Origin of the sequence: Streptomyces griseobrunneus, from assembly GCF_046713465.1 — a bacterium.
GTDB classification, from domain to species: Bacteria; Actinomycetota; Actinomycetes; order Streptomycetales; family Streptomycetaceae; genus Streptomyces; species Streptomyces microflavus.
The window spans coordinates 6,172,218-6,189,427 of record NZ_CP177080.1 but is presented as its reverse complement, the minus strand read 5'-3'; the positions used below and the strand labels follow the sequence as shown (position 1 = coordinate 6,189,427).

Here is a 17,210-nt window from a genome sequence, read left to right as displayed (position 1 = left end):
CCCGCACTGTGCGGGACGCCCCTCTCGTCGTACTTCTCGTCGTGCAGTGCCCTGCCGGTCGTGCCTCCGGGCTCAGCCGGCCAGGCAGGCCGGGCCGAGCAGCACCTTCAGATCGCCGAAGAGGGCCGAATCCGCCTTGACCCGGTGCCGGTCGAGCCGCAGGACGGTCGTCTTGCGGGGGCCCTGGAGCTTGATCCGTACCTCGGTGTCGCCCCGGTGGTGGCTGAGCACCTCGCCGAGCCGGGTGACCATCGGCGGGGTGATCTTCACGGTGGGGATGGTGAGGATGACGGGTGCGTTGGTCCCGGCGTTGGAGATGTCGGGCACCTGCATCTCCATCGCGACCAGCCGGGGCACGTCCTCGCGCTTGTCGAGCCGCCCCTTGACGAAGACGACGGTGTCCTCGACTAGCTGGGTGGAGACCAGCTGGTAGGTGGCGGGGAAGAACATGCACTCGATGGAGCCCGCCAGGTCCTCCACGGTGGCGATGGCCCAGGCGTTGCCCTGCTTGGTCATCTTGCGCTGGAGGCCGGAGATGATGCCGCCGACGGTGACGATGGCGCCGTCCCCGTAGTCCCCGCTCATGAGCTGGGAGATCGAGGAGTCGGCCTTGTCGGACAGCACGTGCTCCAGACCGAACAGCGGGTGGTCGGAGACGTACAGGCCGAGCATCTCCCGCTCCTGGGCGAGCAGGTAGGACTTCTCCCACTCCAGGTCGGAGAACTCCACGTCGAGCCCGAATCCCGGCTCGCCGCTCTCCTCCTCGCCGCCCCCGAAGAGGTCGAACTGCCCCTCGGCCTCCTTGCGCTTGACCTGCACCACGTTGTCGATCATCGGCTCGTGGTGGGCGACGAGGCCCTTGCGGGTGTGGCCCATCTCGTCGAAGGCGCCGGCCTTGATCAGTGATTCGACGGTGCGCTTGTTGCAGACGACCGCCTCGACCTTGTCGAGGAAGTCGGGGAAACTGCTGTACTTCCCCTTGGCCTTGCGGGACCGGATGATCGAGTCCACGACGTTCTGGCCGACGTTGCGGATGGCGGTCAGGCCGAAGAGGATCACTTCGTCGCCCTGGGCCGCGAAGTTGGACAGCGACTCGTTGACGTTGGGCGGCAGCACCTTGATGCCCATGCGGCGGCACTCGTTGAGGTAGACCGCGGACTTGTCCTTGTCGTCCTTGACCGAGGTCAGCAGGGCGGCCATGTACTCGGCGGGGTAGTTCGCCTTGAGGTAGCCGGTCCAGTAGGTGACCAGGCCGTACGCGGAGGAGTGCGCCTTGTTGAAGGCGTACCCGGCGAACGGGACCAGCACGTCCCACAGCGCCTTGATCGCGGCGTCGGAGAAGCCGTTCTTCTTGGCACCGGCCTCGAAGAGCACGAAGTTCTTCGCCAGCTCGTCGGGCTTCTTCTTGCCCATCACGCGGCGCAGGATGTCGGCCTCGCCGAGGGAGTACCCGGCGACGATCTGGGCGGCCTTCTGGACCTGCTCCTGGTAGACGATCAGACCGTAGGTGAGGCCGAGGACCTCCTTGAGGGGCTCCTCCAGCTCCGGGTGGATCGGGGTGATCTCCTGGCGGCCGTTCTTGCGCTCGGCGTAGTTCGTGTGCGAGTTCATGCCCATCGGGCCCGGCCGGTAGAGGGCCGAGACGGCGGAGATGTCCTCGAAGTTGTCGGGCTGCATCTGGCGCAGCAGGGAGCGCATCGGCCCGCCGTCGAACTGGAAGACGCCGAGCGTGTCACCGCGGCAGAGCAGTTCGTACGTCTTGGGGTCGTCCAGCGGCAGGGAGAGCATCTCCAGGTCGATGCCCTTGTTGGACTTCACCATCTTGATGGCGTCGTCCATGATCGTCAGGTTGCGCAGGCCGAGGAAGTCCATCTTCAGCAGGCCGAGCGACTCGCACTGCGGGTAGTCCCACTGCGTGATGGTGACACCGTCGGTGTGCCGGACCCAGACGGGTGCGTGGTCGACGATGGGCTCGCTGGACATGATGACGCCGGCGGCGTGCACGCCCATCTGCCGGACCAGGCCCTCGACGCCCTTCGCGGTGTCGATGACCTTCTTGACGTCCGGCTCGCTCTCGTACATCCCCCGGATCTCGCCCGCCTCGCTGTAGCGCGGGTGCTTGGGGTCGGTGATGCCGTTGAGGTCGATGCCCTTGCCGAGGACGTCGGCGGGCATCGCCTTGGTGAGGCGGTCGCCCATGGCGTACGGGTAGCCCAGCACGCGGGCCGAGTCCTTGATGGCGTTCTTCGCCTTGATCTTGCCGTAGGTGCCGATCATGGCGACCTTGTCGGCGCCGTACTTCTCGGTCACGTACCGGATCACCTCGACGCGCCGGCGCTCGTCGAAGTCGATGTCGACATCGGGCATGGAGACGCGCTCGGGGTTGAGGAACCGCTCGAAGATCAGTCCGTGCTCGATCGGGTCGAGGTCGGTGATGCCCATCGCGTACGACACGATCGAACCGGCCGCCGAACCACGGCCGGGGCCGACCGCGATGCCGTTGTTCTTGGCCCACATGATGAAGTCGGCGACGACGAGGAAGTACCCCGGGAACCCCATCTGGATGATGATGTCCATCTCGTACTCGACCTGCTTCTGCCGGTCCTCGGGGACGCCGTTCGGGAAGCGGCGGCCCATGCCGACCCGGACCTCCTCCTGGAACCAGGTGATCTCCGTGAAGCCGTCCGGGATCTCGAACTTCGGCATGAGGTTCTTCGCCTCGAACATGCCGGTGGTGTCGATCTGCTGGGCGACCAGGAGGGTGTTGGCGCACCCCTGCTGCCAGGCGTCGGAGGAGTCGACGGCGTACATCTCGTCCGTCGTCTTCAGGTAGTAGCCGGTGCCGTCGAAGCGGAAGCGGTCCGGGTCGGAGAGGTTCTTGCCGGTCTGGATGCAGAGCAGGGCGTCGTGGGCGGTGGCCTCGTGGGCGTACGTGTAGTGGGAGTCGTTGGTGACGAGCGGCGGGATGTCCAGCTTCTTGCCGATCTCCAGCAGCCCGTCGCGGACCCGGCGCTCGATCTCGATGCCGTGGTCCATCAGCTCCAGGAAGTACCTGCCCTCGCCGAAGATGTCCTTGTAGTCGGAGGCCGCCTGCACCGCCTCGTCGAACTGGCCGAGCCGCAGCCGGGTCTGTACCTCGCCCGAGGGGCAGCCGGTGGAGGCGATCAGGCCCTCGGACCACTGGGAGATGGTCTCCCTGTCCATCCGGGGCCACTTCTGGAGCCAGCCCTCGGCGTACGCGTCCGAGGAGAGCCGGAAGAGGTTGTGCAGCCCGGTCTTGTTCGAGGCCCAGATCGTCTTGTGGGTGTACCCACCGGATCCGGACACATCGTCGCGCTTCTGGTGTGGCTGTCCCCACTGCACCTTGCGCTTGTGTTTGCGCGACTCCGGGGCGACGTACGCCTCGATGCCGATGATCGGTGTGACCCCGGCCTTGGTCGCCGAGTGGAAGAAGTCGTAGGCCCCGTGCAGGTTGCCGTGGTCCGTCATCGCGATGTGCGACATGCCCATCTCGTTGCACGCCTCGAACATGTCCTTGAGCCGCGCCGCACCGTCCAGCAGCGAGTACTGGGTGTGAACGTGCAGGTGCGTGAAGGGCGGCTTGGTCACGGCGTCGGGCCTCCGGGAAGTCGGGCGATGACGGACGGGGGGACAGCGTGGAAGTCTACGACGTGATGGAGTCGGACGACGGGCACTCCCGGCTTCCGCCGAGCGTTGGAGAAGGCGGGACACGTGCCCGTTTTGTCATGCACTCAGTCACGCTCGGAGTCGAGCGGACCCAAGCCCGGCCAGGCACGCCGGCTACCGCAGGAGGCAGCAAGAAATGTCGGAAACGCAGACCGGCGCAGCGCAGCGCGGGGAGCAGATTCTCGCCGTTTTCGACACCGCCTTCGGGGAGCTGCTGGCCGCCGATCCGGCCGCTTTCCGGGTCAAGTTCCGCAAGATGGCGGGCTCGGCCTTCGCCTTCTACCGGGGCACGGCCGGCCTGTTCTACAGCGACCTGGAGCGTGAGCAGCGCGGCGGCCCGTATCTGGACGAGCGGACCGGCCGGGTCTGGATCCACGGTGATCTGCACGCGGAGAATTTCGGCACCTACATGGACGCCAACGGCCGCCTCGTCTTCAACGTCAACGACTTCGACGAGGCGTACGTGGGCCCCTTCACCTGGGACCTGAAGCGGTTCGCCGCCTCCGTGGCGCTGATCGGGTACGCCAAGGCGCTGAGCGACGAGCAGATCACCGACCTGGTCCGGATCTTCGCCGCCGCCTACCGGGAGCGGATCCACGCGCTGGCGACGGGCGCGAAGAACGACGAGGTGCCGCCCTTCACGCTGGACACGGCGGACGGCCCGCTGCTGGACGCGCTGCGCGCCGCCCGGTCGCTGACCCGCTTCTCGCTGCTGGACTCGATGACGGTGATCCGCGACTTCGAGCGCCGGTTCGCGGACGGCGGCGGCGCGATCGACCTGGACGCCGCCACGCGGTACAAGGTGCTGGCCGCCTTCGACGGCTATCTGGAGACGCTGCCGGAGTCGAGCCTGACCCACCCCGACTCCTACCGGGTCAAGGACGTGGTGGGCCGCCGGGGCATCGGCATCGGCTCCGCCGGGCTGCCCTCGTACAACATCCTTCTGGAGGGCAACAGCGACGCCCTGGAGAACGATGTGGTGATCTACCTCAAGCAGGCGCAGACCCCGGCGGTCTCCCGGCACATCACGGACGCCGCCGTGCGGGACTACTTCCAGCACGAGGGGCACCGCACGGTGATCTCGCAGCGCGCGCTCCAGGCGCACGCCGACCCGTGGCTGGGCTGGACCGAGCTGGACGGCGCGGGCCAGCTGGTCGCCGAGGTCTCGCCGTACGCGGTCGATCTGGACTGGTCCGAGATCGACGAGGTGGACGAGATCGCGACGGTCGTCGCCGATCTGGGCCGGGCGACCGCCACCATGCACGCGGCGGCGGACGACGAGAGCGGGCACTCGCTGGTGCCGTTCTCCACGGAGCGGGCCATCGACGCGGCCATCGCGGCCGACGAGGAGGGCTTCGGCGAGCTGCTGGTCGACTTCGCCCACAGCTACGGGGCCCGGGCACGGGCGGACCACCAGATCTTCGTGGACCTCTTCCGCAACGGCCGGATCCCGGGTCTGTAGGCCCCGCGCCTGAAGGGGGACTGTGACTCTCAGCCTCTTTTAAGGTCTTCCTACCTCAGCACATGACACACTTTCCGGCGATGGACATCTCAGGTACGCAGATCAGGGTGGCGCGCGCGGCGCTTTTCACCGCGCTCGTCGTCATCCTGTCCACCGCGTCCCATGTGCTGCTCTCCGGGGCCCCGCTGCCGCTGACCGCGGTCGCGCTGCTCGCGGCGGTCGTCTTCACCGTGGCGTACGCGCTGGCCGGCCGGGAGCGCGGCTTCGGCTCGATCGCGGGGCTGCTCGTCCCGCTGGAGCTGGCCGCCGACACACTCTTCACCACCGGCCAGCACCTCTGTTACGGGGCGGCCGGCGGCCCCATCGCGGGCCCCCTGCGCTCGGTGGGCTTCGATGTGCTCTGCGGGGGCGGCGAGGTCGGTGCGACCGGTGCCCGGCTCGCGGGCGTCGGCACGGTGGGTACCCCGCTCGCCGGGGTGACCGGTGCGGGCGACCGCGCGGCGGCCCTGCTGGCGCAGCCCGGACCCGCCGTGCCGTGGCTGCTGCTCGCCGCCCATGTGACCGTCGGGCTGCTCGCCGCCCTCTGGCTGCGGCGCGGAGAGGCGGCGCTGGCGCGGCTGCTGCGCACGGCGGCCCTGGTGGCGTTCCGGCCGCTGCTCACCGCGGTCGCCGTGGTGGGCGGGAGCGTCCGGTCCGCTCTCCGTCTCCCCCGGACCGCCGGGCGTGCGCACCCGCTGTTCCCGGCCCGCTTCCCCGTGCACTCCGTGGGACGGAGGGGGCCGCCGCTCACCGCGTACGCCGCTGCCTGAGGGCAGGACGGCCGACGCCGAGCAGCACCCCTTCCGCTCCCCACGCATCCACGGAGAACGATCATGAGCAAGCGCAACACCCAGCAGAACAAGGCAGCGGCCCGTGACCGGCTGCGCGCCGAGCGCGAGGCCCAGGCCAAGAAGGACCGGACCCGCAAGCAGGTCGTCGTCGCCGTCTCGGTGGTCGCCGCCCTCGCCGTCGTCGGCGGTATCAGCTACGGCGTGATGCAGCTGAACAAGCCGGACGCCTGGGAGGCCGCCGCCGACGCGAAGAACGTCAGCGCGCCGAAGAACACCTCGGGCACCGACGGCACCACTGTGGTGATCGGCAAGTCCGACGCCAAGAAGACCCTGGAGCTGTACGAGGACTCCCGCTGCCCGGTCTGCGCCACGTTCGAGCAGGGCGTCGGCGAGACCCTCGCGAAGGACGTCGAGGCCGGCAAGTACAAGGTCAAGTACATCGGAGCGACCTTCATCGACGGCACCGACAACGGTGAGGGCTCCAAGAACGCCCTCAGCGCGCTCGGCGCCGCGCTGAACGTGAGCCCCGAGGCGTTCATGGACTACAAGGCCGCGCTGTACTCCGCGAAGTTCCACCCGCAGGAGAGCGACGACAAGTTCGCCAAGGACAGCTTCCTCATCGAGGTCGCCGACTCGGTGGACGCGCTGAAGAACAACAAGGCCTTCCAGAAGGACGTCGAGGACGGTACGTACGACGCCTGGGCCATGAAGATGTCCGAGTCGTTCGGCAAGAGCGGTGTGGAGGGCACACCGACGCTGAAGATGGACGGCAAGAAGGTCACCAGCGAGGGCAGCGACAACGCCCCGATGACGGCGGCCGACTTCACGGCGTCGGTCGACAAGGCGCTGAAGGCGTAACGCCTGCCCGGCTGCGGGCCGGGCGGACGGCCGACCGCCCGGCGCGGCTGCGAAGTGCGGGGTGCGCGGCTACAGCGTGGCGAGGAAGCCGAGCGCGACCTTCCAGGTCTGCTCGGCCGCCGCCTGGTCGTAGTCGTGCAGATCGGGGTCGGTGAACAGGTGGCCGGCCCCGGGGTAGCGGTAGATCTCCACGTCCGCGCCGGTCCGCTGCATCTGGAGGTACCAGCTGTTCAGCCAGTCGTGGGACTCGAAGGGATCCGGGTCCGCGACGTGCAGCTGGACCGGAAGCTCGTCCACCGTGGCGTTCTCGGCGATGTCCGAGGTGCCGTGGAGGAGCAGCAGCCCGCGCGCCTTCGCGTCGCCCAGGGCCAGGGTCTGCGCGGTCGCCGCGCCGAGCGAGAAACCGGCGTAGACGAGCCCCTGGTCGGAGTAGGGGGCCGCGGCCAGCACGGCGCGCTTCAGCAGCTCCTCCTTGCCGACCTCCTCCTTGAAGGCCATGCCCTCCTCCACCGTGTCGAAGGTGTGCCCCTCGAACAGATCGGGCACGCGCACCACGTGGCCGGCGTCCCTCAGACGTGCGGCCGCGGCGTGCACTGCGGGCGTGAGCCCGTAGGTCGAGTGGAAAAGCATGATGTTCATGAGGCCCATGGTGCCAGTTGTGCCCAGAAGCTTGGAGGACGAGGCGATGGAGAACGTGCTGCGCCCGCTGATCGTCATCGGCGGTTCCGTGGTGATCACCCTGCTGGTCGGCTGGCTGGTCGACCGGCTGCTGCGCAGGGCCGACAGCCGTCACCACGAGACCCCCCTGTGGGGTCTGCTGCGGCGCTGCCGGCCACCGCTGCAGGTGGTGATCATCACCGCGCTGCTGCGCGGCAGTTACCGCCAGTCGGGCATCGCCTGGGTGTGGGAGCACCGGGTCGGGATCGGCCAGCTCCTCTCGCTGGTGCTGATCGGCGCCTCGGCGTGGCTGGTGGTCAGGGTCGCGGCGACGGTCGTCGAGTCGAGTTACGCGCGGTACGCGACGTCCACCCGCGATCCGGCCCGGGTGCGCCGGGTCCGTACGCAGGTGACGCTGATCCAGCGGGTCGTCATAGCGGTGGTGACGGTGGTCGCCATCGCGGCGATGCTGCTGACGTTCCCGGCGATGCGCGCGGTCGGCACCTCGATGCTGGCCTCGGCCGGTGTGCTCGGCATCGTCGCCGGTGTGGCCGCCCAGTCGACTCTCGGCAACCTCTTCGCCGGGCTCCAGATCGCCTTCGGCGACATGGTCCGGATCGGCGACACCGTGGTGGTGGACGGCGAGTGGGGCACCGTCGAGGAGATCACACTGACGTTCCTGGCGGTGCGGACCTGGGACGAGCGGCGGATCACGATGCCGGTCTCGTACTTCACCAGCAAGCCGTTCGAGAACTGGTCGCGCGGCGGGGTCCAGATGACCGGCACGGTCTTCTTCCACCTCGACCACGCGGCGCCGGTGGCCGCGATGCGCAAGAAGCTGCGGGACATCCTCGGTGACATCGCCGCCTGGGACGGCCGGGACTGGTCCCTCGCCGTCACCGACACGACCCCGACCACGATCCAGGTGCGGGCGGTGGTCACGGCGAAGGACGCGGACGACATCTGGACGGTGCGGTGCGCGGTGCGCGAGCAGCTGATCGGCTGGCTGCGCGACCACCACCCGTACGCGCTGCCGAGGGTCGCCACCTCCCCCGCCACGCTGCCGCCCGGCGAGCAGTGGGCGGACCTGACGGGGGCGGAGACCCGGCCCGGCCGGAACGGGACGGGCCCCTCCCCCGGACTCGACGGTTCCAAGGCCCCCCGGACCGGGCGCGGCTGAAGGCCCCGGGGTGCTCGGCGCAGGGAACGGCTGAGGGCTCCGGGGTGCTCAGCGCAGGGAGCGGAAGTCCAGGTAGCGCAGCACCCGGTCCACGACCTCTGGGTCGGAGCCGGGCTCGTTGCGGGCGGAGAGCACCTCGTGGCGGGCGGCCGACATCATCTCGCGCTGGACGCGGCTGACCGCCTTGAACCGCTCGGCCCGCTTCGCATACGCCTCGCGCCGCTCCTCGTCGACCATCTCCGGGTTGATCCGGGCCCCGATGTCGTACGCGGACTTCTGGAGCCGCTCCACGACCTCCTCCGGGAACTCCTCGACCTCCTGGATCTCCTTGAGCCGGTGCTTGGCGGCCTTGGCGGCGCGCAGGGCGAGCTGCCGCTCCAGGGCCTCCTCGGCGTCGGCGTCGGCGCGCACGCCGAGCTTGCGGACCAGCCAGGGCAGGGTGAGCCCCTGGAAGACGAGGGTGGCCATGATCACGGCGAAGGCGATGAAGATGATCTCGTCGCGGCCGGGGAAGGGCTGCCCGTCGTCCGTCTCCAGCGGGATCGCCAGCGCCAGCGCGACGGAGGCCACTCCGCGCATCCCGGCCCACCACATGACGACGGTCTCCCGCCAGCTGGTCGGGATCTCCTCGCTGACGTCCCTTCGGGTGTGCAGCCGCTTGGCGAGCCAGGTGGCGGGCAGCAGCCAGGCCAGCCGTACCCCGACGACGACCGCGACGATCACGAGCCCCCAGCCGAGCATCTCGAACTCGCGCCCGTCGGAGGTGCCGAACACGCTGTGCAGCTCCAGGCCGATCAGCCCGAAGGCCACCCCGGTGACCAGGGTGTCGACGATCTCCCAGAAGGTACGTCCGGTGAGCCTGCCGAGCACGTCGTCGGCGTCGGCGGTGTGCTCGGCGAGGTAGAGCGCGATGGTCAGGACGGCGAGCACACCGGAGCCCATCAGCTCCTCGGCGAGGACGTAGGCCACGAAGGGCACCAGCAGGCTCAGCCCGACCTGGAGGGTGGCGTCGCCCAGCATCCCCATGAGCTTGATGGTGAGCCAGCCGAGCGCGAGGCCGACGGCGATGGCGACCACGGCGGAGAGGATCAGCAGTCCGAAGGCCTCGGGCACCGAGAAGCTGCCGCTCACCGCCGCGGCGATGGCCACGTGGTAGAGCACGATGGCGGTGACGTCGTTGAAGAGCCCCTCGCCCTCCAGGATCGAGACGAGCCTGCGCGGCAGCCCGACCGAGCCCGCGACGGCGGTCGCGGCGACCGGGTCGGGCGGGGCGACGAGTGCGCCCAGCGCGACGGCGGCGGCGATCGGCAGCCCGGGCACGACCGAGTTGGCTACGGCGGCGACGGCGGCCGTGGTGACGAAGACCAGGGCGACGGCCAGCAGGAAGATCGGGCGCTTGTTGGCGGCGAACTGGCGCCAGGAGGTGCGCTGCACGGAGGCGTAGAGCAGCGGCGGCAGCAGCGCCGGGAGGATGATCTCGGGCGGGATGTCGACGTTCGGCACGAAGGGCGCGAACGCCATCGCGACCCCGGCCAGCGTCATCAGGACCGGTGCCGGCAGCCCCAGGCGGGCACCGAGCGGCACCGTGACCACGGCTCCGAGCAGCAGCAGGAGCAGGAGGGCCATTTGATCCACGGCGGGGCACCTTCCGGAGCGTGCGATTCCGGGCCTTACACCGGGCCGAAGCGCAGGTCACGGCCCTGCCGCGCCCACGGGTCCGGCCGGAGTGAGGGGCCGTCAGGAGCTCGGCCGGAACGGCGGCCGAGCGGGCCTCCACCCTGCCACGCACGGCGCACGGGAGAGGCGGGACCCCCCGGAGGCCGTGATCGGGCCGGGCGATCAGGCAGGCTTGATCGTCCGTCGCATCGCCCGGTGCGGAATGCCCGCGTCCGGGAACTCGGGGCCGTACACGACGTATCCGAGCCGCTCGTAGAAGCCGAGGGCGTGGGTCTGTGCGTGCAGGTCCACGGCGGCCAGGCCGAGCAGGACCGCCTCGTCCTCGATGGCGCGCACCAGCGCCGCGCCGACGCCGAGGCCACGCGCCTGCCGCGTCACCGCGAGCCGGCCGAGCGAACCGACGGTGAGGTCGCCACCGGTCTTGCCTGCCGCGTCGGCGCCGTGCAGCAGCCGACCCGTACCGAGCGCGGTGCCGTCCGCCGCAACGGCCAGGACGTGCACGGCGGTCGGGTCGTAGGCGTCGTACTCGATCTCCTCGGGCACGTTCTGCTCGCCGACGAAGACCTCCTTGCGCACCTGGAAGCAGGCCGCCAGGTCACTCTCCTCGATCGCCCTGCGGGTGGTGCACGGGGGTGGAGCGGCGGTCACTGGCTCTCCGCGGAGATGGTGTCGAGGGCGTGCTGGAGGTCGGCCGGGTAGGTGCTGGAGAACTCCACCCAACTGCCGTCGCTCGGGTGCTCGAAGCCCAGGCGCACCGCGTGCAGCCACTGCCGGGTCAGCCCGAGGCGCTTGGCCAGGGTCGGGTCGGCGCCGTACGTCAGGTCGCCGACGCAGGGGTGGCGGTGGGCCGACATGTGGACCCGGATCTGGTGGGTGCGGCCGGTCTCCAGCTTGATGTCCAGGAGGCTGGCGGCGCGGTACGCCTCGATCAGGTCGTAGTGCGTCACCGACGGCTTGCCCTCGGCGGTGACGGCCCACTTGTAGTCGTGGTTGGGGTGGCGCCCGATGGGGGCGTCGATGGTGCCGCTCATCGGGTCCGGGTGGCCCTGGACGAGCGCGTGGTACTTCTTGTCGACGACCCGGTCGCGGAACTGGGCCTTGAGCAGGGTGTAGGCGCGCTCGGACTTGGCGACGACCATCAGGCCGGAGGTGCCGACGTCGAGGCGGTGCACGATGCCCTGGCGCTCGGCGGCGCCGGACGTCGAGATGCGGTACCCGGCGGCGGCGAGCCCGCCGATGACGGTGGTGCCGGTCCAGCCGGGGCTGGGGTGGGCCGCGACGCCGACCGGCTTCATGATGACCACGATGTCGTCGTCGTCGTGGACGATCTCCATGCCCTCGACGGGCTCGGCCACCACCTGGACGGGGGCGGGTGCCTGGGGCATCTCGACCTCCAGCCAGGCGCCGCCGTGCACGCGCTCGGACTTGCCGGCCACCGAACCGTCCACCTGGACCTTCCCGGCAGCGGCCAGCTCGGCGGCCTTGGTGCGGGAGAAACCGAACATCCTGGAGATGGCGGCGTCGACGCGCTCGCCTTCCAGGCCGTCCGGTACGGGCAGGGTGCGGATCTCGGGGTGCGTACTCACCTGTCGAGTATGCCTTGCGCCCGCCGCTCCCCGCGCCGGGCGCCCGGCGGCCCTAGTCCTTGTGCACGGTCCCGTCGGGGTCCAGGCCCTTGAAGGAGAGGATGACGATGAGGATGCCGCCGCACACGATGGCGGAGTCCGCGAGGTTGAAGACGGCGAAGTGCTTGGGGGCGATGAAGTCGACCACGGCCCCTTCGAACACGCCGGGTGCCCGGAAGATCCGGTCGGTGAGATTACCGAGCGCACCGCCCAGGAGCAGCCCCAGGGCGATGGCCCAGGGCAGGCTGTAGAGCTTGCGGGCCAGCCGGATGACGACCACGATCACGCCTGCGGCGATGATGGTGAAGATCACCGTGAACGCCTCGCCGAACCCGAACGCGGCACCGGGATTGCGGAGCGCCCGGAACTGCAGCCAGTCACCGATGATGTCGATCGGCGGCTGGTGCTCCAGCTTGGCGACCACGACCATCTTGGTGACCAGGTCCAGCAGGTAGGCGACGACGGAGACGCCGATGAGCACCAGGATCTTGCGCTTGCCCGTGCCCGCGTTCACAGCGGCGTCGGCGGCCGTGGAGCCGCCTTCGTCCGCGTGCTCGGCCTCGGGATTGTCCGGCGTACCGATGATGCGCTCCGCCTCTGCCACGTGAGTCCCTCAACCTAGGTGCCTGACTGAGGACGAGGGTACGACACACCTGTACGGATCAGCCGCGCCGCTCCTGCTTCTGTTTGTCCTCGACGCAGAGGGTGGCGCGGGGAAATGCCTGCATCCGTGCCTTGCCGATCGGTTTGCCACAGATTTCGCAGAGCCCGTAGGTCCCCGCTTCGAGCCGGGCCAGCGCCCGCTCGGTCTGCTCCAGCATCTCCTGGGCGTTGGCGGCGAGCGACAGCTCATGTTCCCGCGTGATGTTCTTGGTGCCCGTGTCGGCCTCGTCGTCGCCGGCGCCGTCCCCGGAGTCCCGCATCAGCCCGGCGAGCGCCGCGCCGGAGGCCTCCAGCTCGCTGCGCAGCCGCATGGTCTCGCTGGTCAGCAGAGTGCGTGCTTCGGTGACCTCCTCGGGCGTCCAGGGGTCCTCCCCGGGCCGTACCGCCAGTTCACCGGGAGCGGTCGCGGCGGCGGCCCGGGCAGGCGGCACTGCCGCCTCTTCCCGGCCGGCTGCGGGGCGACTCGCGCTCTTCTTGGCTACCACCGTGTGGGCTCCCGTCTCCTCGGCGGCCGCAGCCGCCCCCGTGGCCGTCTGTGCGGCCGTCTTCGAAGCCTTCTTGGCCGCGCTTTTCTTTGTGGTGCTCGTGGTGCTCTTCTTGGCGACGGTCTTCTTGGCCGCTGCCTTTTTGGCAGGCGCTTTCTTCGCGGTCGCCTTCTTGGCCGCTGTCTTCTTCGCGGGCACCTTCTCGGCAGCCGCCTCGTCCGGGGACGTCTCGGCCGGCGGCTTCCCGTCGGCCCTCTGCCCGGCCGCGGTCTCTTCCGCCGTCTTCTTCGCCACCATGGCCGCGGCCCCTTCACATATTGTGATCTTGCTCGCGAATCGTGCTGGGACGATAAATCGGCCCCAGCTCCGCGGCAACGGGGCACGCCGCTCCTCCGCCCCTCCCCGTACCCCGGTCGTGGCGCGCCTGCATCCGTTGTTCCCAGCTCCCCGCCCGGTAATCCGCCCCCGAACGCCCCCGCACCCCCGCAGCCAACTCCGTACGCCCCCGACTGGCCATTCGGGTCACGCCCCGGGCCACGGTTAAACCGGTCGGCCGTCAGCCGTACGGGCCCGTACACTGGGCCCAGCGAAAGGCATGGATGGGACGAGTAGCGCCGTACGCAGCCAGCAGCGACCCGGGGACGGTGGGAGCCCGGGGGCGAGCGCGTCGTGAAGATCACCCCGGAGCCGCCGGAAGAAAGCCTCGGACCCTGGGCCCCGCCCACGGGCACCGAGGCCGGTAGACCCGGCATCGCGACCCCAATGAGGGGGCCACGGGCACACGCCCCGGGGCCAAGGAGGGTGGTACCGCGGGAGCCGAGACGCTCTCGTCCCTCCGACGGAAGTGGAATACGTCCGCCGGAGGAAGCCGCACATGACATCGCCGCAGTACCACCAGGTACCCGCCCAGGTCGACCTGCCCGCGCTGGAGCACGCCGTGCTCGACTTCTGGCGCGAGAACAAGGTCTTCGCCAAGAGCCTGGACCAGTCCGAGGGCCGCCCGGAGTGGGTCTTCTACGAAGGCCCGCCCACCGCCAACGGCATGCCCGGCGCGCACCACATCGAGGCCCGCGTCTTCAAGGACGTCTTCCCCCGCTTCCGCACCATGCAGGGCTACCACGTGGGCCGCAAGGCCGGCTGGGACTGTCACGGCCTGCCGGTCGAACTCGCGGTGGAGAAGGAACTGGGCTTCAACGGCAAGAAGGACATCGAGGCGTTCGGCATCGCCGAGTTCAACGCCAAGTGCCGCGAGTCCGTGACCCGGCACACCGACGCCTTCGCCGAGCTCACGACCCGTATGGGCTACTGGGTCGACCTGGACGACGCGTACCGCACGATGGACCCGGAGTACGTCGACTCCGTGTGGTGGTCGCTGAAGGAGATCTTCAACAAGGACCTGCTGGTCCAGGACCACCGTGTCGCCCCCTGGTGCCCGCGCTGCGGCACCGGCCTCTCCGACCACGAGCTGGCGCAGGGGTACGAGACGGTCGTCGACCCCTCGGTCTTCGTCCGCTTCCCCCTCACCTCCGGCCCGCTGGCCGGCGAGGCTTCCCTCCTGGTGTGGACGACCACCCCCTGGACGCTGGTCTCCAACACGGCGGTCGCCGCGCACCCCGAGGTCCGCTACGTCGTCGCGACGGACGGCGAGGAGAAGCTCGTCGTCGCCGAACCGCTCCTGGAGAAGGCCCTCGGTGAGGGCTGGGAGGTGACCGGCCAGTCGTTCACCGGCGCCGAGATGGAGCGCTGGACCTACGAGCGCCCCTTCGCGCTGGTCGACTTCCCGGCCGAGGCGCACTACGTGGTCAACGCCGAGTACGTGACGACCGAGGACGGTACGGGTCTGGTGCACCAGTCCCCCGCGTTCGGCGCCGACGACCTCGTGGTCTGCCGTGCGTACGGCCTGCCGGTGGTCAACCCGGTCCGCCCCGACGGCACCTTCGAGGAGGATGTCCCGCTGGTCGGCGGCGTCTTCTTCAAGAAGGCCGACGAGGCGCTCACCGCGGACCTGGACGCACGCGGCAAGCTCTTCCGCCACGTCCCGTACGAGCACAGCTACCCGCACTGCTGGCGCTGCCACACGGCGCTGCTCTACTACGCGCAGCCGTCCTGGTACGTCAGGACGACCGCGATCAAGGACCGCCTCCTTGAGGAGAACGAGAAGACCAACTGGTACCCGGACTCGGTCAAGAACGGCCGCTTCGGCGACTGGCTGAACAACAACGTCGACTGGGCGCTCTCCCGTAACCGCTACTGGGGCACGCCGCTGCCGATCTGGCGCTGCGAGGACAACCACCTGACGTGCGTGGGCTCACGCGCCGAACTGACGGAACTGACGGGCACCGACCAGTCGTCGCTCGACCCCCACCGCCCCTTCATCGACGAGATCACCTTCACCTGCACGCACGAGAACTGCCAGCTGGAGGCGTACCGCGTCCCGGAGGTCATCGACGCCTGGTACGACTCGGGTTCGATGCCGTTCGCGCAGTGGGGCTACCCGTACAAGAACAAGGAGATCTTCGAGAGCCGCTACCCGGCGCAGTTCATCTCGGAGGCCATCGACCAGACCCGCGGCTGGTTCTACACACTGATGGCGGTCGGCACCCTGGTCTTCGACAAGTCGAGTTACGAGAACGTGGTCTGCCTGGGCCACATCCTCGCCGAGGACGGCCGCAAGATGTCCAAGCACCTGGGCAACATCCTCCAGCCGATCCCGCTGATGGACCAGCACGGGGCGGACGCGGTGCGGTGGTTCATGGCGGCGGGCGGCTCCCCGTGGGCGGCACGCCGGGTGGGCCACGGCACGATCCAGGAGGTAGTCCGCAAGACGCTCCTCACCTACTGGAACACGGTCGCCTTCCAGGCCCTGTACGCGCGCACGTCGAACTGGGCCCCCTCGGCGGCCGACCCGGCCCCGGCGGACCGCACGGTCCTGGACCGCTGGCTGCTGAGCGAACTGAACGCGCTGGTCGACCAGATGACGGTCGCCATGGAGGGTTACGACACCCAGCGCGCCGGCAAGCTGCTCTCGGCGTTCGTGGACGACCTCTCAAACTGGTACGTACGCCGCTCGCGCCGCCGTTTCTGGCAGGGCGACAAGGCGGCGCTGCGCACTCTGCACGAGGTCGTCGAGACGGTGACCCGGCTGATGGCCCCGCTGACCCCGTTCATCACCGAGCGGGTCTGGCAGGACCTGGTCGCGCCGGTCACGCCGGACGCCCCGGAGTCGGTCCACCTGTCCTCCTGGCCGAAGGCGGACCTGACGGCGATCGACCCCGCCCTCTCCTCCCAGATGGCGCTGGTGCGCCGCCTCGTGGAGCTGGGCCGGGCCACGCGCGCCGAGTCCGGCGTGAAGACCCGTCAGCCGCTGTCCCGCGCCCTGGTCGCGGCGACGGGCTTCGAGTCGCTCTCCCCCGAGCTGCGCGCACAGATCACGGAAGAGCTGAACGTCACATCCCTCGCCTCGCTCTCCGAGGTGGGCGGCTCGCTGGTCGACACGACGGCGAAGGCCAACTTCCGCGCTCTGGGCAAGCGGTTCGGCAAGGGCGTGCAGGCGGTGGCCAAGGCTGTCGCCGACACCGACGCGGCGGCCCTCTCCCTCGCCCTGCGCGAGGGCACGGCCTCGGTGGAGGTCGACGGCGAGCAGGTCACCCTCACCCCGGACGAGGTCATCATCACGGAGACCCCGCGCGAGGGCTGGTCGGTCGCCTCTGACTCGGGCGCGACGGTCGCCCTGGACCTGGAGATCACCCCGGAACTGCGCCGCGCGGGCCTGGCCCGTGACGCGATCCGCCTGATCCAGGAGGCCCGCAAGAACAGCGGCCTGGACGTCGCGGACCGCATCGCCGTCCGCTGGACCTCGACGTCCCCCGCGACGGTGGAGGCCCTCACGGAGCACGCACCGCTGATCTCCGATGAGGTGCTGGCGCCGGACTACGCGGAGGGTGTGGCGGACGACACGTACGGCACCCCGTTCGAGGACGAGGGCCTGGCCCTGACGTTCCGCCTGCGCAAGCGGTAACCCGCCCGATCCGGGGCCCGGCCGACACGCTTCGGCCGGGCCCTCCGTCGTACCCCCTCGGGGGCCCG

At 69.8% G+C, this 17,210-nt stretch carries 12 protein-coding genes; 5 read left to right on the top strand and 7 right to left on the bottom strand.

From position 1 onward, the window contains the following. Positions 1-72: 72 nt before the first annotated feature. Positions 73-3,609 carry a DNA polymerase III subunit alpha gene (gene dnaE, locus ACK8N7_RS28150; protein WP_403208939.1) on the bottom strand — a complete coding sequence of 1,179 codons (3,537 nt, stop codon included), beginning with the start codon at positions 3,607-3,609 and terminating at the stop codon, positions 73-75. A 214-nt stretch (positions 3,610-3,823) separates the two neighbouring features. On the opposite strand from dnaE, the gene ACK8N7_RS28145 reads away from it, so the two are divergent. The 3 genes from ACK8N7_RS28145 to ACK8N7_RS28135 all read left to right on the top strand — a co-directional run bounded on the left by ACK8N7_RS28145 (position 3,824) and on the right by ACK8N7_RS28135 (position 6,837). Next, entirely contained in the window at positions 3,824-5,149 is a 1,326-nt protein-coding gene (locus ACK8N7_RS28145) for a DUF2252 domain-containing protein (protein WP_403208937.1), read from the top strand. 80 nt (positions 5,150-5,229) lie between these two features. Next, positions 5,230-5,958: a hypothetical protein gene (locus ACK8N7_RS28140; RefSeq protein WP_500444457.1), complete on the top strand. Its 729-nt coding sequence runs from the start codon at positions 5,230-5,232 to the stop codon at positions 5,956-5,958. A 63-nt stretch (positions 5,959-6,021) separates the two neighbouring features. Then, complete coding sequence (locus ACK8N7_RS28135) at positions 6,022-6,837, top strand: DsbA family protein (protein WP_403208933.1); 816 nt, start codon at positions 6,022-6,024, stop codon at positions 6,835-6,837. 69 nt (positions 6,838-6,906) lie between these two features. Here ACK8N7_RS28135 and ACK8N7_RS28130 read toward each other — a convergent pair whose 3' ends face one another. Next, positions 6,907-7,485 (bottom strand): dienelactone hydrolase family protein, encoded by a 579-nt coding sequence (locus ACK8N7_RS28130; protein WP_015607981.1) that lies wholly within the window; start codon positions 7,483-7,485, stop codon positions 6,907-6,909. A gap of 37 nt (positions 7,486-7,522) precedes the next feature. On the opposite strand from ACK8N7_RS28130, the gene ACK8N7_RS28125 reads away from it, so the two are divergent. After that, the gene (locus ACK8N7_RS28125; RefSeq protein ID WP_403209093.1) at positions 7,523-8,674 is read left to right on the top strand and encodes a mechanosensitive ion channel family protein; all 1,152 of its coding nucleotides are present in this window, start codon (positions 7,523-7,525) and stop codon (positions 8,672-8,674) included. A gap of 48 nt (positions 8,675-8,722) precedes the next feature. Here ACK8N7_RS28125 and ACK8N7_RS28120 read toward each other — a convergent pair whose 3' ends face one another. From ACK8N7_RS28120 to ACK8N7_RS28100, 5 genes are all read right to left on the bottom strand, one after another. Next, positions 8,723-10,309, bottom strand: a complete 1,587-nt coding sequence (locus tag ACK8N7_RS28120; protein WP_403208931.1) for a Na+/H+ antiporter — start codon at positions 10,307-10,309, stop codon at positions 8,723-8,725. Positions 10,310-10,513: 204 nt separating this feature from the next. After that, positions 10,514-10,999 carry a GNAT family N-acetyltransferase gene (locus ACK8N7_RS28115; RefSeq protein WP_403208929.1) on the bottom strand — a complete coding sequence of 162 codons (486 nt, stop codon included), beginning with the start codon at positions 10,997-10,999 and terminating at the stop codon, positions 10,514-10,516. Beyond that, a complete protein-coding gene (locus tag ACK8N7_RS28110; RefSeq protein WP_403208927.1) occupies positions 10,996-11,937 on the bottom strand; it encodes an RluA family pseudouridine synthase in 942 nt (313 codons plus the stop codon). Before ACK8N7_RS28110 ends, ACK8N7_RS28115 begins: the two co-directional genes overlap by 4 nt. A 52-nt stretch (positions 11,938-11,989) precedes the next feature. Beyond that, entirely contained in the window at positions 11,990-12,580 is a 591-nt protein-coding gene (lspA, locus tag ACK8N7_RS28105; RefSeq protein WP_403208925.1) for a signal peptidase II, read from the bottom strand. Positions 12,581-12,638: 58 nt separating this feature from the next. Next, positions 12,639-13,421, bottom strand: coding sequence for a TraR/DksA family transcriptional regulator (locus ACK8N7_RS28100; RefSeq protein ID WP_500444456.1), 783 nt, complete (start codon positions 13,419-13,421; stop codon positions 12,639-12,641). A 577-nt stretch (positions 13,422-13,998) separates the two neighbouring features. On the opposite strand from ACK8N7_RS28100, the gene ileS reads away from it, so the two are divergent. Continuing rightward, a complete protein-coding gene (gene ileS, locus ACK8N7_RS28095; protein ID WP_403208921.1) occupies positions 13,999-17,142 on the top strand; it encodes an isoleucine--tRNA ligase in 3,144 nt (1,047 codons plus the stop codon). The last annotated feature ends 68 nt before the right edge of the window (positions 17,143-17,210 follow it).

Bases quoted from the DNA above. Each gene is read 5' to 3' on its own strand.
- ACK8N7_RS28125 (WP_403209093.1), top strand. From the start codon at position 7,523: ATGGAGAACGTGCTGCGCCCGCTGATCGTCATCGGCGGTTCCGTGGTG.
- ACK8N7_RS28145 (WP_403208937.1), top strand. From the start codon at position 3,824: ATGTCGGAAACGCAGACCGGCGCAGCGCAGCGCGGGGAGCAGATTCTC.
- ACK8N7_RS28140 (WP_500444457.1), top strand. From the start codon at position 5,230: ATGGACATCTCAGGTACGCAGATCAGGGTGGCGCGCGCGGCGCTTTTC.
- ACK8N7_RS28135 (WP_403208933.1), top strand. From the start codon at position 6,022: ATGAGCAAGCGCAACACCCAGCAGAACAAGGCAGCGGCCCGTGACCGG.
- ACK8N7_RS28100 (WP_500444456.1), bottom strand. From the start codon at position 13,421: ATGGTGGCGAAGAAGACGGCGGAAGAGACCGCGGCCGGGCAGAGGGCC.
- ileS (WP_403208921.1), top strand. From the start codon at position 13,999: ATGACATCGCCGCAGTACCACCAGGTACCCGCCCAGGTCGACCTGCCC.
- ACK8N7_RS28130 (WP_015607981.1), bottom strand. From the start codon at position 7,485: ATGGGCCTCATGAACATCATGCTTTTCCACTCGACCTACGGGCTCACG.